The sequence below is a fragment of the Bacteroidota bacterium genome, from assembly GCA_036522515.1.
Lineage (GTDB): Bacteria > Bacteroidota > Ignavibacteria > UBA10030 > SZUA-254 > VBOC01.
The window spans coordinates 48,840-63,822 of record DATDFQ010000043.1 but is presented as its reverse complement, the minus strand read 5'-3'; the positions used below and the strand labels follow the sequence as shown (position 1 = coordinate 63,822).

Below are 14,983 nucleotides of genomic sequence, written 5' to 3'. Positions count from 1 at the left end.
GAACGCCCGTGACTGAGAGGGGGAAAGAGTTGGCAATCCGGGTCGAGGAAGCCGCGGGGCATATCCGCTCGATCGTTTCCTACCGCCCGAAGATCGGGATCATACTCGGATCGGGGATGGGAGAGTTTGGCGCGACGCTCCGCTCCTCCACCGCGGTGCAGAACGATTCAATTCCTCATTACCCCCGCTCGACGGTCCAGGGGCACAACGGCGCGATCATCTGCGGTAAGCTCAACGGGGTCTCCCTCATGGTGTTCCAGGGGAGGGTGCATTTTTACGAATCCGGGGATCTCGAGTCGGTTCTCTTTCCGATCCGGGTCGCGCAGAAGCTCGGGATCAGGGTGCTTCTCATGACGAATGCCGCCGGCGGGGTCAACCGGAACTTCCAACCGGCGGACCTGATGCTGATCACCGACCAGATCAACCTTACATTCGAGAATCCGCTCCGGGCCGCGCCTCTCCCCGGCCGGGGGGCGAACCTGTACGACGGCGGTTTGCAGGGCATCATCGCCGGCGTGGGAAAGGAGCGGGGAATCGAGCTCAGGCAGGGTGTCTACTGCGGCATCAAGGGGCCGAGTTACGAGACCGCCGCGGAGGTGGAAATGATCCGGCGCGCCGGCGGAGACGCGATCGGGATGTCGACGGTCAATGAGGCATCCCTCGCCCACGCCCTGGGTATGCGGGTGGCCGGGATTTCCTGCATCACGAACCACGCCACCGGCATCGGGGAGGAGAAACTGACGCACGCGGAGGTGACGGAAGTCGCCGCGCGGGTGAAGAAGCCCCTGGAGTCGCTGTTGAACGGGTTCGTTGCCGCAGTTGGCAAGGCCGGGGTCTGACGCGGGGGTGGCGACCTTAAAAACAAACCCCAGCCTGATTCCGTCAGGCTGGGGTTTTTGATTTCCGGGGAGCCCGCAATCATGCGGGCGGCGGAGCGTTACTTCAGAAGGAGCATCTTCTTGACGCTCACGAACGTGCGGGCGGCGATCCCCTCCTCGGGATCCCCTATGCCGCTGGCGATAAGACGGTAGAAATAGACGCCCGACGGCATGTTCCTCGCATCGAAGGATACTTCCTGCTCTCCCTCGTCCATCGATTGGCGATCGAGCAGGGTCGCGACTTCCTGGCCCACGATATTGTAGACCTTCACGGTCACGATCGCTTCCTGTGCGAGCTCGAATTCGATGACCGTCGTGGGGTTGAACGGATTGGGGTAGTTCTGCCGCAGGGAGAAGACCGACGGGAGGTAATGCGCCGGGTTATGATGCGCCGGGCCCCTGGTTACAGGTTGCGCGTTCGGGCCTGCATGGAGGTACGGAACCTGGAAAATGGGTTTGACACCCGTGCAGATCACATTATCCCCGCTCCACGAAATCGTATCGAAAGGGCCCGAGAAGGCGGTGTCGAGATTCGTCAGGATCCGCAGGTAGACGTTCGAGTCGGTGACACCGAAGGGAGTCGCAGACCTGGCGAGGAAACTGTCGACGTGAATCGCGATCGTGCGGAGGTCCAACCCGTTGAAGGGCGTGACGTCGAGCAGATTGTTGTAAATCAGGTCTCCGAAGCCCGGAGGGAAGTCTCCCGAATCGCTCGCCGCAATGTTGAGCTTGAGCGCGAGTTGATCGGCGAAGAGGATGTTGCTGTGCTTGTCGGGCGGCAATCCCTTCTGGCGCTTCAAAATCGGTTTCCCGTTCTTGTCGAAATTATCGATGGTCCGGGGCGGAGCTGCGTGATAAATGTCGCCCCCCTTGTGCTCTTTCACAAGAGATTTCTGCACATCCTTGTATTTGGGGAGATAGACGGTGTGCGCACCGAGCGGATCGCCCGTGATTCCGACATTCAATTGAACCGATGTTTGCTTCACCCCGCCGTAAATATCCTCTCCGACGTTATTCAGGTTGGGCATGGGGAGGCGGAGAATGCTGAAATCGAACAGGCTGTCGGCCAGAGGGCCCTTCGTTTTCTTGGGGGAGGTCAACCACGTGAACTTTACCTTGAGGGGTTTCCCCTTCAGGCCGCGGCCTTCGGCGATGAACAACGTTCCGCCTCCGATGGGCGACACCGGCGTGTAGGTGACGCTCTTCACGCTATCCCATGTCAACACAGGGGGAGTATTTGCCGAGTCCTGGTGAAGGCTTCCGGTCGTGAACATTGAAAAGTCCAGCGTCAGAGCCGTCGAACTTCCCGGCGCGTTGAGATGGAACTTGAAATCGATTCCGTTCGGCTTGGGCTTCTCCGACTTTCGCTTATGCTTGGAGTCCCGGGCGTCCGCCCAATCGAGGTACGTTCCGGTCCGGTACTTTGTCGTATCTACCACAATGGAAGGTGATGCGACCGAACTTTTCTTCTCCGGACCGCGCGCGCTGAGAGCAAGCTGCAGAGAGGCGGTAAGGAGAATCAGCGCTAACGCTTGGCGGGTGAGGCGCTCAAGACTCATGGCGTGACTCCTTTCTGAAGGTGAGATGGGTGATGGCGAACTGAAATTGCAAGGCGAGGAGGAAGACGTTTCGGTGACATAGGTTTCCACCGACAGACATCCCGCGATCACGAATCGTCACGAATTCCCCCAGAAAATCATTGACAAGTTCTTAAGCGGTGTTACAGGTACCTGAAGCCCATTAACCTCCCGGAATAAACCTACCTAAAATAAATCCAATTGTCAATGAGATTACCAAAAATTAATGTGAGGCAAAAAGGCGGGATTCGAACGGGGAAAGCGTCTGGTACGGCCCCCCCTACTTCGATTTTGCGACCGTCCAGAGGTAATCCCGCAGGGCCTTGATCTGCTCCCGGGCGTCCCCGGCCAGAATTGTGGTGTCTGCGGCCTGCATATCGGGGAAAAAGTTCGGCATCCGGGTGTTTGGCTGGATGGAATCGGGGCGTGCGATCCAGTCAAGGATCCATTCCGGCTTGAGCCTTGTCTTGGCGAGCGCGAGGTTTGGCGCGAGGTCGGAGGGCGACTTCCCTTCGGGGATTTTCCCCGTGGTATGGCAACTGAGGCACTGGTAGTCCTCGAAGAGCTTCTTGCCGTTCACAAGGTATTTCGGCTCCAGCGGTATGTTTTGATATTCCCGCACCTCGAGCTCTTTCCTGTGCAGCGCAAGAAAATACCGCGTGATGGTGCCTATCTCGTCATCGGTGAGACTGAACGTCGGCATCCGGATCTTCAGCCACGGCCGGACGGGCGTCGGCCCGCTCAGGAATTCGTGGAGCCACGGCTCCTGGACCTTCGACCCTTCGGGGAGAAGGTAGGGGGGCGCAAAACCCTCGTCGTCGAGCGTTGCTCTGATCGCTCCTCCGACCTCCTCGATCTGGTGGCAGTTGATGCAGTTGTAGTACTGCGTCTGGCGGCGCCCGGCTTCGATGGCCTGCAGGTTCTTATCGAAGGGGCGCTGGAATGCCTCTTCCGGAACGTCCTTCGTCAATCCGCGCAGAAGCGTGCGGAGAACGATCTTCTCGCTGTCGGCAAACGCGAAGACCGGCATTTTGGAAACAATGCGTTCTGTCGCGTACATGCGGGAGTCGGTCAGCTTTCCGAAGATCCAGTCGTCCCAGGTGTGCGGAACTTTGGTGTCTCCGAAATCGATTTCATCCACCCGTTTCCGCCCGATGTTCGAGAGGGCCACGCTGACACGCCCTTCCTTTTCCATCCCCTTGATCGCATGGCAACCCGAGCAGCCGTACTCCCGGATCAGCTTGTCCCCGCGCTTGATCAGTTCGGGCGAATCGAGCGCGATCGCCTTGCGCTCGAATTGCCGGTCGTCTTTCAACGTCGAAAGATAGGCGACGATATCGCGCGCCTCCTGATCGGTCAGGCGAAGGTTCGGCATCCGGGTGGCGGGCCTGTACGCGCGCGGGTCTTTGATCCATTCAAAGATCCAATCCGGATCGAGCTTGCTCCCCGCCCGGCTCAGCTCCGGAGCCACGTCATAGGAGAATCCCCGGGCCTGGCGCATGCGCAGGTCGTCGGCGACGACGTGGCAGCCCTTGCATCCGACGGTTTCCACCAGTCCTTTCCCCCGCGAGGCGTCCCCCCCGGCGCTGATCCCCTTTCTCGGATGGAACGATCCGTCCGACCCGGTCTTCCAGAGGAATGCGGTGATCGCCGCCGCATCGTCGTCTGAAAACCTGAAGTTCGGCATCCGGGTGTGGGGATTATAATCCTTCGGATTGCGCACCCAGCGGAAAATCCAGTCGCTCTTGGCTTTGACATTCAGTTGGTTCAGTTCGGGTCCGATCTTCTGGAGATCGAGGAAGCCTTTGATTTCATGGCACCCGAAGCAACCCGATTCGGCGAGCATCTGCTTGGCCTTGTTCAACCGGTCGCCATACTTCACGTACGATTCGTCCGCGTGGCAGCTGTTGCACGAGGCGTAGACTTCCTTCCCCTTCAACAACGGCCATTCCCAGTACTTGTCGGCGTCGCCGTGCGCCGAACCCGCAGTGAGCGCGGCTCCCTGCCCGTGATGGCAGGAAGTGCATCCGGCAACCTCGGGATTGTGGATCTTCAATAACTCGGGGAGCGGATGCTTGGTGTACGGTTGCGGAGCGTCCCCCATGACTTCTTCCTTCCACCCCATGTGGCAGGTCTGGCACCGGTCGATGCGCGCCTTGGGGATTCCGAAGTTCGAACGGTCAAAACCATTCAGCATGACCTGCCGGATCAGGATGCTCGATCCCTTCGCCCGGTCTATCTTCGATTTGGCGAGGTCGATGGAAGTATAGAGCGTTTTGATCTTCGACTGGACGCCCTTGACGTCGTTCTTATAGCCGTTCACGATCCGCTGGAGGGAGTCATGCCGTGTGGTGAGCGCTTCCACCCGCGCGTTATAGGTCGCCATCAGGGCGGTGAGTTCCCGTACTTTGTCCCGGTACCCCTGGTCTTCCTGCCCCTCATGGATCGATTTTTTCCAAAAATAGTACGCCTCGTCCCCCCGGCTCTTCGCGAACGTGAAGTCCCGGTTGGCATCGAGGAGTTGCTCTTCAAGCCGGTTGATATCCGCCTGGAGGTTCTGGACCTCGGGGGAGCCGAGCTTCTTCTGGGCCTCCGACAGTTCGGAACTTGCCTGCACATACGACGCCGAATCGAATGCAGATTCCGCCTCTTTGAGCCGGTCCTGCCACCTCTGCTCGTCGAGCGTCAGATACTCCTCCTGTGTCACCTTCCAGGGGCGGCGCGTCGATACTTCGTCGAGGACCGACCACATCGTCCCGATGAAGAGCAGGGCAGAAAGGATAAAGTAGACCTGCGCGTAGTTGCGCGTCTCGATCGGAGTTTCCGCTCGCGCGGAAAAGTAGCTCAGCAATCCTTTCATGCGGCGGATCCGGCGGATGCGGTCAGATGTTGAACCAAGGGGTAACCAGGATGTATTTGATGTTAAACGCGATCCGGAGAATCATCTTGATCGGGAGGGCGGCCATCGTAAGGAACAGGAATGCCACGATATTGTAGCGCATGAATCCGAGCTTTTTCATCAGCTCCCCGTTCCGCTTCTTGAACCAGAAGATTCCGGCGAGCGAATAGTACCCGAGTATCAGGATCGCCCCGAACGCGATCGCGGCGGGGTTCAGGCTGTAATCGGCGTTCCGTGTGTGGATTCCGAAGACTTCGGAGAGATCGACATTGGTGAGAGCCACGACCCGGTGCGTGTCCCATTCCTGCCAGGGGAAAAAGAAATACCAGCCGGGGCCCCGCCAGAACGTGCCGAGCACGATCAGCGACACCCAGAGGATCAGGAACCCGACGCAAAACGTCAGGATGGAGAACTTCCTTTCCTTGTAGGTATAGTAGCCGTTTCCCTTCTCGTTCACGTCGATATAAGGGATCGCCATGAGGCCGACGATGATCAGGCTCGGCATCACCACTCCCGCGATCCAGGGGTCGAAGTAGACAAGCATTTCCTGCAGGCCCAGAAAATACCACGGCGCCTTCGAAGGGTTCGGCGTGAGCGTCGGATTGGCCGCTTCTTCGAGCGGAGCATCGATGAGGAAGGACCAGAACACGAGGATGACCATGATAAACAGCGCGGCGAGGAATTCCACACGGACGAGATTCGGCCAGACCTGGATCTTTTCGTTCAGGCGCGCCTCGTCGAGGAATCCCTGCCGGTCGTTTTTCAGGGCCTTCCGGAACGACCACCAGGTGTATCCGATGACCAGAAACAGCAGCCCGACGATCGGGATATTATCGGGCTTCCGGACGAGTTCCCAGACGTGGTTCATGCCGCTCCTCCGCCGGTCGGGGTTGTCATTCCTTCTCCTTGCCCGCGGGCCCCGAAATTCCCCCGTCCTTGCGGATCCTCCAGAAGTGGACCGCCATGAAGACAGAGGCGATCAACGGGAGGAAGATGCAGTGGCCCACGTAAAAGCGGAGCAAGGTCGGCGGGCCTACCTGCGTCCCGCCGAGGAGAACGAACCGGACATCATTATCGATCTTCATTCCCAGCTGCGGGCCGAAGGGCCCCTGGTGGCCGAGCAAGGGTGTGGCCCTGGCCATGTTCGTTCCGACCGTCACCGCCCAGATCGCGAGCTGGTCCCAGGGTAGAAGGTATCCGGTGAAACTGAGGAGGAGCGTCAGGACGAGCAGGAGAACTCCGACCACCCAGTTAAACTGCCGGGGAGGTTTGTAGGAGCCGGTGAGGAACACCCTGAACATGTGGAGCATGACCGTGATCACCATGGCGTGCGCGGCCCAGCGGTGCATGTTCCTGATCAGCGGGCCGAAGGCGACATCGTTCATCAGGTACTTCATATCCTCGTACGCATACTCCGCCGCCGGGCGGTAGTAGAACATCAGGATCACGCCGGTGATGGTGAGGACGATGAACAGGAGAAAGGTGATCCCCCCCATCCCCCATGTGAATCCGATATTGGTCGCATGCCGCGGGATTCTGACGGGATGAAGGTGGAGAAAGACATTGTCGACGATCTGGAGGGCGCGGTTCCGGTTGGTGTCCTGATAGTTGTGGCGGAAGATTGATTTCCAGACTTCCGTCTGCTGCAACTTTTCGCGTATTTTCAGCATGACCGTCCCATGGAAACCGTCATCAATCAGGTGTATTTCAGGAAGGCATCCGGCTTGACCCAATCGCCGTTTTCAAACAGAAACTTGATGTTCCGGTCGACCAGCATCTGCCCGTCGTCGGCGAGCACGATTTTCAGCCGTTCGAGGGGCCTGGGAGCAGGTCCCTCGAAGTTGATGCCGGTCCGGCGGAACCCGCTTCCGTGACACGGGCACTTGAACTTGTTCTCCGACTCGAGCCACCGCGGCGTGCAGCCGAGATGGGTGCAGATCGCGGAGAGGGCGTAAAATCCCTCGGACTCGCGGATGATCCAGACACGGTAATCATCCTTGTACTTCTCGCTCACTTCGCCCACGACGTAATCCTGCGGAAAACCGGCCTTGAAGGCGGAAGGTGGTTCGTACAGGATCCTGGGGAACATCATGCGGAGGGAGCCGATCGTGGAGGTGGCGAGAAAGACAAAAAAGGCGGCCCAGCCCGCGACAGAGAAAAAGTTGCGGCGGCTGATGCGCCAGATGCCGAGATCGATCTCCGGGGGTTTGTCCTGTTTCGGTTTCTTCACCGCCGCTGCCGGGGATGGCCGCGGGGCGGGGGTTGGCGCGCCGGAAGTGCCGGTTGAGCCCGCAGGGTTCTTGGGACTTATTTCTGAAGAAGGAACTTCGTTCCCGGCCTGAGGCCCGCTGGGAGTATCCATTACCCGATTGATGAGTGAGGGTAAAACCCGATTTCAACCGGGAAAAATATAGTGAAAAAAATACCTTTAGTCAAACAACGCGCAAATCCGGGCGTGCCTCACGTTCATCCTCTGTGTCATCCTGAGGGAGCGTAGCGACCGAAGGATCTCGTTTGTCCGACCATCGAGATCCTTCGCTTCGCTCAGGATGACAAATTGGGGCGTTACCTCAATTCTCTCCTGTTTGCTTCTCTCTCGGTGAAAGAGTATATTTCGCACAATTCTCCACCACCTTTCCCCCAGGCATGAGCGAATCACAGTGGATCGACTTTGGTGCTCTCCCCCATTCGGAGGGGGGCTTCTCTAAACTCTTCGGCGATTACGTTAACGAGTTCCCCAAGGTCCGGTCCTTCTTCGAAGCCGACTTTCACTTTATTCACAACTTTCCGAAGCACGCCGAACTTCTCGGGGGGCAGGCGAAACACCGGAGCGAGGTCGCGGATATTCTCCTCGATCAAAACCGGCAAATCGGTGCCAGCGAAAAAACCCTCGAAAACATAGGCCTCCTGAGGGATTCCAAAACATTTGCGATTGTCACGGGGCAACAGGTCGGCATCCTCGGAGGTCCCCTTTATACGGTCTACAAGACGATCACGGCCCTGCGGCTGGCGGAACAATTATCGGCAACGTTTTCCGATTATAAATTCGTCCCGGTCTTCTGGCTCGAGGGCGAGGACCATGATCTGGAAGAGGTCAATTCGGTATCGGTGTTGAACGGCGACCACTCACCGGTGGAGATCGATTACCCCGTCAAGGGAAAACCGGCGCAAAAGAACGCCGGGGCGGTCGGCGACATCGAATTCGACGGTTCGCTCGACCAATTCTTCGATCGACTCCAGAAGACCCTCCCGAACTCGGAATTCAAGGAACCCCTTTTTTCCATTCTGAAGCAGGCGTACGCGCCCGCCTCGACGTTCACCAGCGCGTTCGCACGGCTCATGAACGGGTTGTTCGAGGGTTCCGGCCTCGTGTTTATCTCCTCCAACGACCGCCGGCTGAAGCAGCTCCTGAAGCCCATTTTCCTGAAAGAGATCGAAGAGTATCCCAGAGTCTCGCAGCTGATCATCCAGAGAAGCGCGGAGCTGGAGGGGCGCTACCACGCCCAGATCAAGACAAAGGCGATGAACCTCTTCATGTTTTTCAAGGGGGGGAGGTATTTCATCGAGCCCCGCGAAAAAGAGTTCGGACTCCGGGGGATCCGGCAGTATTTTCAGCGGGATGAACTTCTGAACATCGTGAACCAGACACCCGAACTCCTCAGTCCCAATGTCGCGTTGCGCCCGATCTGTCAGGACACCCTCCTTCCCACCCTCGCCTACGTGGGGGGACCGGCAGAGATCGCCTATTTCGCGCAACTTAAAACCGTCTATGCGCATTTCGGCATGACCATGCCGATCATCTATCCGCGCGCGAGCGTCACGATTTACGAGCAAAAGTTCGAACGGATCCTGGAGAAGTACCAGCTGGAATTGCTTGAATTCTTCGGCGATTCGGAGCGCGTGACCAGGAAGGTCGTCGAACTGATCTCCGAGGTGAAAATTGAAGAGATGTTTGACGATGCCGTCAGGCGGTCGAACGAACTGATGGCGGAGATGAAGTACGGTTTGAACTATATCGATTCAACGCTCATGGGCCCCCTGGAAACGACCCGGTCGAAAACGGAGTCCCACCTCCTCCTTCTGAAGGAGAAGGTCGTGGAGGCGCAGGAACGCAAACACGAAATCGCCCTCCGGCAGGTGCGGAAAGTATCCCAGAGCATCACACCCAATGCGATGTTGCAGGAGCGCGTCCTGAACTTCACCTATTTCATGAACAAGTACGGCCCCGAGTTCATCAAGCGACTCACCTCTGATATCGAGATCGACCGCTTCAAGCACCAGGTCCTCAGCGTGTAGCCGCAGCCGGTAGCCGCAGCCTTTAGGCTGCGTCAAGGTTGCGCCCACCGATTCCCCGTTCAGAACACCGTCGCCACGCTCAACGTGAAGAACCATCCCTTCGGCTCTTTGAGACGATACGTCACATCGGCGCGGAAGAGATCGAGTATCCGGCTGATAGCCCCCGGCAGCGGCTTCCCTGTCGCGGCACCGGGAGGATCCTCCTGCTTCAGGGCTTGATCGCGGAGGGCTCCGGAACGGCCGCTGTTCGTCTCAGAAGCGAGACGCCATCCATCTCTGCAGGGATGGGGAATTGCATGATTTCGAGTATCGTGGGAGCGATATCGGCAAGCCTTCCCCCTTCCCGAAGTCCGCCGGGAACGGATCCCCCGATCAGGATCAACGGCACCCGGTTTGTGGTGTGTGCAGTGAAGGGATTTCCCTCCTGATCGGACATTTTGTCCGCGTTTCCATGGTCGGAGGTCACGATCGTGACATAATCGTTTAAGAGCGCGGCGGGGATCACTTTGCCGAGACAAGCGTCGACTACTTCGACCGCCTTGATCGTCGGCTCCATCTTCCCGGAATGCCCCACCATGTCGGTGTTGGCATAGTTCATGATGATGAACGGATAGCGTTCGCCGGCGATTGCCTCGACGGCTTTTTCGGTGATGCCGTACGCGCTCATCTCCGGCTTCTGGTCATACGTCGCCACGCCCCTGGCCGAAGGAATCATGATCCGGTCTTCGCCGGGAAAGGGGGTCTCACGGCCTCCGTTGAAGAAGAATGTGACGTGTGCGTATTTTTCCGTCTCGGCGAGGTGAAGCTGTTTCAATCCCGCCTCCGAGATAATCTCTCCGAGCGTATGGGTGAGGAAGGCGGGGGGAAAAGCGACAGGACATTTGAAATCGTCCTCATACTGCGTCATGGTAGCGAAGTAGAGGTCGAGCTTTTTGCGGGAAAACTTGTCGAATCCCTCTTCGATGAATGCCCTGGTAAGCTGGCGCGGGCGGTCGGTTCTGAAATTGAAGAAGATGGCGGAGTCACCGTCGCGGATCGGGCCCGCGGGGCTCCCCCCCTTTTCAAGAACGATCGGAAGGACGAATTCGTCGGCAAGACCCTGCCTGTATGACTCCCTTACCGCGGCCTCCGCATCCGGGGCGCGGCTGCCCAGCCCCTCCGTCATGGCCCGGTACGCTTTTTCCGTCCGGTCCCAGCGGTTATCCCGGTCCATCCCGTAATAGCGTCCCATGACGGTGGCGGTTTCACCGACTCCCAGCCCGGCCATCTTTTGCCGGAGCTCGGAGAGAAAGGCTGCTCCCGATTCGGGAGGGGTATCGCGGCCGTCCAGAATGGCGTGAACGAAGACCTGTTGGAGGCCCTGCCGGCGGGCGAGCTCGAGGAGGGCGTAGAGATGCGAGTTGTGGCTGTGGACGCCCCCGTCCGAAAGGAGGCCGATCAGGTGGAGCGCGGAGCCGCGGCGCTTCACATTCTCCATCGCGCCGAGAAAGGCCGGCTTCCCGAAGAAGTCGCCCATCCGGATCGAACGGTTAATCCGGGTGATCTCCTGATAGACGACCCGGCCCGCGCCGATATTCATGTGCCCTACCTCGGAGTTCCCCATCTGCCCCGCCGGGAGCCCCACGTCCTCGTTGGACGCGTTGATCGCAGTCCAGGGATAGCTCTTCAGGAGCGAATCGATGAACGGCTTCTTCGCCCGGGCGATCGCGTCAACCTCCGGATTCTCTCCGAGCCCGAACCCGTCGAGAATAATCAGCAGTACGTTGTGCGCCGGAGGCACATCAGCGCCGGTGATCCCGGTGGGGAGCGCCGCGGCGATCCCTTCCGCCGTCGCGCCGGTCACCACGCTCTCTCTTCCGTTCGGCGTCGCGCACCGCTTCCGCCTCGGCGTCATACCCCGGCATGAGCGCCTTCCGGCTGAGATTGTACCGGCCCTCCTCGTCCTTCTTGATCAGCATGACGTCCACCTCGTCCCCCTGGTTCAGAACGTCGGAGACCTTGTCGACCCGCTTCATGTCCATGTGGGAAATATGTACCAGCCCTTCCTTCCCCGGGAGGAACTCCACGAAGGCTCCGAAATCCATCAGGCGCGTCACCCTCCCGTGATAGGTCTTTCCGACCTCCGGGATCTCCGTGATCTTGTTGATGATGTCGAGGGCCTTCTTGCTCCCCTCCGCGGAGACCGACGCGATGACGATGGTTCCGTCGTCCTCGATGTTGATCTCTGCGCCGGTATCCTTCACGATCTGGCGGATCACTTTTCCGCCGGGACCGATGACGCTCCCGATCATGTCGACGGGTATCTTGATCGTGGTGAGCCGTGGCGCGTACTGGGAGAGGTCCGCGCGCGGTTCCGCGAGCGTCTGCGCCATGATTTCGAGAATATGGAGACGCCCCTCCCTCGCCTGGGCCAGGGCCTGTTGTATGATTTCGAACGAGATGCCCTGGATCTTGATGTCCATCTGGAACGCCGTGATCCCGTCGCGGGTCCCGGCCACCTTGAAGTCCATATCGCCCAGATGGTCCTCGTTGCCGAGAATGTCGCTCAGGATCGCGGTCCGGGGGCCTTCTTTGATCAGCCCCATGGCGATCCCCGCAACGGATTTCTTCAGGGGGACGCCGGCATCCAGAAGGGAGAGCGAACCGGCGCAGACGGTCGCCATCGAGGAAGACCCGTTCGATTCAAGGATGTCCGACACGATGCGGACCGTGTAGGGGAATTCATTTTCGGGAGGCAACATGTTCTTGATCGACCGCTCGGCCAGGTTCCCGTGCCCGATCTCGCGCCTGCCGGTAAACCCGATCCTTCCCACCTCGCCGACCGAGTAGGGAGGAAAATTGTAGTGGAGCATGAACCGTTTGGTCGTTTCCGGAAGGAGCCCGTCCAGGATTTGTTCGTCCGACTTGGTTCCGAGCGTGGTTGTGGCGAGGCTCTGCGTTTCACCGCGCGTGAAGAGCGCGGAGCCGTGAGTCCTGGGGAGAACGGAGACTTCGCCGGTGATCGGGCGGATATCCGTTACCCCCCTTCCGTCAAGCCTCTTTCCCGCGGAGAGGATCATATCGCGCATCTCCTCGTACTCGATATCGTGGAGGATATCCCCGATGAGGGATGCCTTGCTGTCCACGAAGGGGCCGGGGTTGCTCAGGAGAAGCTCCTTCTCCGGGTCGGTCAGCGTCAGGTTCATCGACGCAACGCTTTTCTTCAGTTGTTCGAGCGTCGAAAGGCGCATCTCCGCGTGGGCTTTGCTCCGCTCCTCCTTCATCAGGGGCTTTTGGCAGAGCTGTTTGATCCCATCGCGGGCAAGTTTCGCCACGCTCTCGTACAGTTCTTTCTTGAGAGGGTGCTGCACGACGTCCCGTTTCGGCTTCCCGACCTCCTGCCGGAGCGCGGTCTGAAGCTCGCAGATCTGCTGGATGTGCCCGTGGGCGAAACGCAACGCCTCGAGCATGTCGTGTTCCGAGATTTCCTTCGCTTCCCCTTCGACCATGACGATCGAGGTCTTGGTGCCGGCGACGATCACATCCAGGTCGCTGTTCACCAGCTGCGGGAAGGTCGGATTGATGACAAACGCTCCGTCGATCCTCCCGACCCGAACTTCGGCCACCGGGCCGTCGAACGGAATGTCCGAGATCATGAGCGCGGCCGACGCCCCGGCTGCCCCGAGTATGTCGGCGTCGTTCTCCAAGTCCGACGAGAGCACGGTGAGCATGATCTGCGTCTCGCACTTGAAGTCCTCGGGGAACATGGGGCGCAGGGGCCTGTCGATCAGCCTGGAGGAGAGGATTTCCTTTTCGGACGGACGGGCCTCCCGCTTGAAAAACCCTCCGGGGATCTTACCTGCCGCGGCGGTGCGTTCCCGGTATTCGACCTGCAGCGGGAAATAATCGAGCCCCGGCTTCGGTTCCTTGTTCGCGACGACCGTGGCGAGGACCATCGAATCGCCGTAGCGCACCATCACGGACCCGTCAGCCTGCTTGGCCAGCCTGCCCGTTTCGAGAGAGAGGGTTCGTCCCCCGATCTCAAGTTCCTTTTTCGTTACCATTGACTTACTTTCGTTGAGTTGAAACAAATTCTGCTTAGCGCAGAGGTGTTGTTACTTGCGCAGATCCAGCTCCTGGATGATCTTGCGGTATCGGTCCACGTTCTTGCGTTGGAGGTATTCGAGGAGCCTGCGGCGCTTGCCGACCATCTTCAAGAGCCCCATCCGGGAATGGTTGTCCTTGACATTCCGCCCGAAATGCCCCGAGAGATCGTTAATCCGGGTCGTCAGAAGCGCGACCTGCACCTCCGGCGAGCCGGAGTCGGTGGGCGACTTTCCGTATTTCCTGATGATTTCCTGCGATTGTTCTTTTGTTAACGGCATACGCTGTCTCCTTGATCAAGATGAGTGAAGTTGGTGCGCGGCGATCTGCTTCAGGCACGCATCCCGGTCCGCAGTCAGTTGCCGGACCAGCTCGTCGGCCGACGCAAATTTCTTTTCGCCCCGCAATCGATTCATAAAAAGTATGTTGAGTTTCCTGTCATAAAGGTCCCCGCTCCGCTCGAACAGGTGCACCTCGATCGTCCGCTTCCGGTCGGTCTGAAACGTCGGCCTGAAGCCGATGTTCGACATCCCGTACGCCTGCTCGCCGTCGAGATCGCCGGAGACGAAATAGACTCCGTTCGCCGGAATGAGCTTCTGCTCATTGTCGGGGCGGATGTTGGCGGTCGGAAACCCGATCGCCGCTCCGCGTCCGTCCCCTCGTACGACGGTCCCTGCGAGCGCGTAGGGCCTTCCCAGGCAGGCCGCGGCGCGTTCAACGTCCCCTTCGAGCAGAAGTTCGCGGATCCGGGAGCTGCTGACGATGCGCCCCTCGATCGACACGGGGTCCACCACCCGGACGCTGAAGCCGAATTCGGTCCCCATGTCGCGCAGTTCCCGCAGGCCCGCCTCGCGGTCTCTTCCGAACATGTGATCGTATCCGATCACGATCTCCCGCACCCCCAGCCCGTTGATCAGGTACCGGAGGCAGAACTCCCGGGACGACTGGCGCGAGAACTCATATGTGAACTCGAGCACAAGGCAGGCGTCGATACCGAGGCGCCCTATCTGATCCAGACGCTCCTCGAGAGTCGAGAGCTGGCCCGGATCCCCGCGCCCCACGACCGTCCTCGGATGCGGGTGAAAGGTGACGACGACGCTCCGCCCTCCGGATGCGGCCGCGCGCGCGGTCAACTCTCCCAGGATGGCGCGATGCCCCGCGTGAACCCCGTCGAACGTCCCGACCGTGACGACAGAATGTTTTACCGCCGGGAGTTCCCCGAGCGAGCGGGCGACGATCATCGTTTCAGG

Annotated in this window: 11 protein-coding genes; 2 read left to right on the top strand and 9 right to left on the bottom strand. The window is 59.3% G+C overall.

Annotated elements, in window-relative coordinates:
* Nucleotides 1-8: 8 nt before the first annotated feature.
* Nucleotides 9-839 (top strand): purine-nucleoside phosphorylase, encoded by an 831-nt coding sequence (locus tag VI215_06595; protein ID HEY6191981.1) that lies wholly within the window; start codon nucleotides 9-11, stop codon nucleotides 837-839.
* Between the two features lie 98 nt (nucleotides 840-937).
* On the opposite strand, the gene VI215_06590 is transcribed toward VI215_06595, so the two are convergent.
* The 5 genes from VI215_06590 to VI215_06570 form a co-directional block, all read right to left on the bottom strand.
* Complete coding sequence (locus tag VI215_06590) at nucleotides 938-2,437, bottom strand: T9SS type A sorting domain-containing protein (protein HEY6191980.1); 1,500 nt, start codon at nucleotides 2,435-2,437, stop codon at nucleotides 938-940.
* Between the two features lie 298 nt (nucleotides 2,438-2,735).
* Nucleotides 2,736-5,315: a c-type cytochrome gene (locus VI215_06585; GenBank protein ID HEY6191979.1), complete on the bottom strand. Its 2,580-nt coding sequence runs from the start codon at nucleotides 5,313-5,315 to the stop codon at nucleotides 2,736-2,738.
* A gap of 22 nt (nucleotides 5,316-5,337) precedes the next feature.
* On the bottom strand, nucleotides 5,338-6,222 hold the full coding sequence (locus VI215_06580) for a cytochrome C (GenBank protein HEY6191978.1): 885 nt from the start codon (nucleotides 6,220-6,222) through the stop codon (nucleotides 5,338-5,340).
* A 25-nt stretch (nucleotides 6,223-6,247) separates the two neighbouring features.
* The gene (locus VI215_06575; protein HEY6191977.1) at nucleotides 6,248-7,024 is read right to left on the bottom strand and encodes a cytochrome b N-terminal domain-containing protein; all 777 of its coding nucleotides are present in this window, start codon (nucleotides 7,022-7,024) and stop codon (nucleotides 6,248-6,250) included.
* Between the two features lie 26 nt (nucleotides 7,025-7,050).
* The gene (locus tag VI215_06570) at nucleotides 7,051-7,584 is read right to left on the bottom strand and encodes a Rieske 2Fe-2S domain-containing protein (GenBank protein HEY6191976.1); all 534 of its coding nucleotides are present in this window, start codon (nucleotides 7,582-7,584) and stop codon (nucleotides 7,051-7,053) included.
* A 416-nt stretch (nucleotides 7,585-8,000) separates the two neighbouring features.
* Between VI215_06570 and bshC the strand changes: the two genes are divergently transcribed.
* Complete coding sequence (gene bshC, locus VI215_06565; GenBank protein ID HEY6191975.1) at nucleotides 8,001-9,650, top strand: bacillithiol biosynthesis cysteine-adding enzyme BshC; 1,650 nt, start codon at nucleotides 8,001-8,003, stop codon at nucleotides 9,648-9,650.
* 208 nt (nucleotides 9,651-9,858) lie between these two features.
* On the opposite strand, the gene gpmI is transcribed toward bshC, so the two are convergent.
* The 4 genes from gpmI to VI215_06545 are packed head-to-tail and all read right to left on the bottom strand — an operon-like array spanning nucleotide 9,859 to nucleotide 14,974.
* A complete protein-coding gene (gene gpmI, locus VI215_06560) occupies nucleotides 9,859-11,544 on the bottom strand; it encodes a 2,3-bisphosphoglycerate-independent phosphoglycerate mutase (protein ID HEY6191974.1) in 1,686 nt (561 codons plus the stop codon).
* Nucleotides 11,432-13,693 (bottom strand): polyribonucleotide nucleotidyltransferase, encoded by a 2,262-nt coding sequence (locus VI215_06555; protein ID HEY6191973.1) that lies wholly within the window; start codon nucleotides 13,691-13,693, stop codon nucleotides 11,432-11,434. The genes gpmI and VI215_06555 overlap by 113 nt, the downstream gene beginning before the upstream one ends.
* Before the next feature lie 51 nt (nucleotides 13,694-13,744).
* Nucleotides 13,745-14,014 carry a 30S ribosomal protein S15 gene (gene rpsO / locus VI215_06550; protein ID HEY6191972.1) on the bottom strand — a complete coding sequence of 90 codons (270 nt, stop codon included), beginning with the start codon at nucleotides 14,012-14,014 and terminating at the stop codon, nucleotides 13,745-13,747.
* Nucleotides 14,015-14,029: 15 nt separating this feature from the next.
* Entirely contained in the window at nucleotides 14,030-14,974 is a 945-nt protein-coding gene (locus VI215_06545; protein HEY6191971.1) for a bifunctional riboflavin kinase/FAD synthetase, read from the bottom strand.
* Between the last annotated feature and the right edge of the window lie 9 nt (nucleotides 14,975-14,983).

What these genes read in the sequence shown, in the direction of transcription:
- VI215_06580 (HEY6191978.1), bottom strand. Translation starts at nt 6,222, where the DNA reads ATGAACCACGTCTGGGAACTCGTCCGGAAGCCCGATAATATCCCGATC.
- bshC (HEY6191975.1), top strand. Translation starts at nt 8,001, where the DNA reads ATGAGCGAATCACAGTGGATCGACTTTGGTGCTCTCCCCCATTCGGAG.
- VI215_06590 (HEY6191980.1), bottom strand. Translation starts at nt 2,437, where the DNA reads ATGAGTCTTGAGCGCCTCACCCGCCAAGCGTTAGCGCTGATTCTCCTT.
- VI215_06585 (HEY6191979.1), bottom strand. Translation starts at nt 5,315, where the DNA reads ATGAAAGGATTGCTGAGCTACTTTTCCGCGCGAGCGGAAACTCCGATC.
- VI215_06575 (HEY6191977.1), bottom strand. Translation starts at nt 7,024, where the DNA reads ATGCTGAAAATACGCGAAAAGTTGCAGCAGACGGAAGTCTGGAAATCA.
- VI215_06555 (HEY6191973.1), bottom strand. Translation starts at nt 13,693, where the DNA reads ATGGTAACGAAAAAGGAACTTGAGATCGGGGGACGAACCCTCTCTCTC.
- gpmI (HEY6191974.1), bottom strand. Translation starts at nt 11,544, where the DNA reads ATGACGCCGAGGCGGAAGCGGTGCGCGACGCCGAACGGAAGAGAGAGC.
- rpsO (HEY6191972.1), bottom strand. Translation starts at nt 14,014, where the DNA reads ATGCCGTTAACAAAAGAACAATCGCAGGAAATCATCAGGAAATACGGA.
- VI215_06545 (HEY6191971.1), bottom strand. Translation starts at nt 14,974, where the DNA reads ATGATCGTCGCCCGCTCGCTCGGGGAACTCCCGGCGGTAAAACATTCT.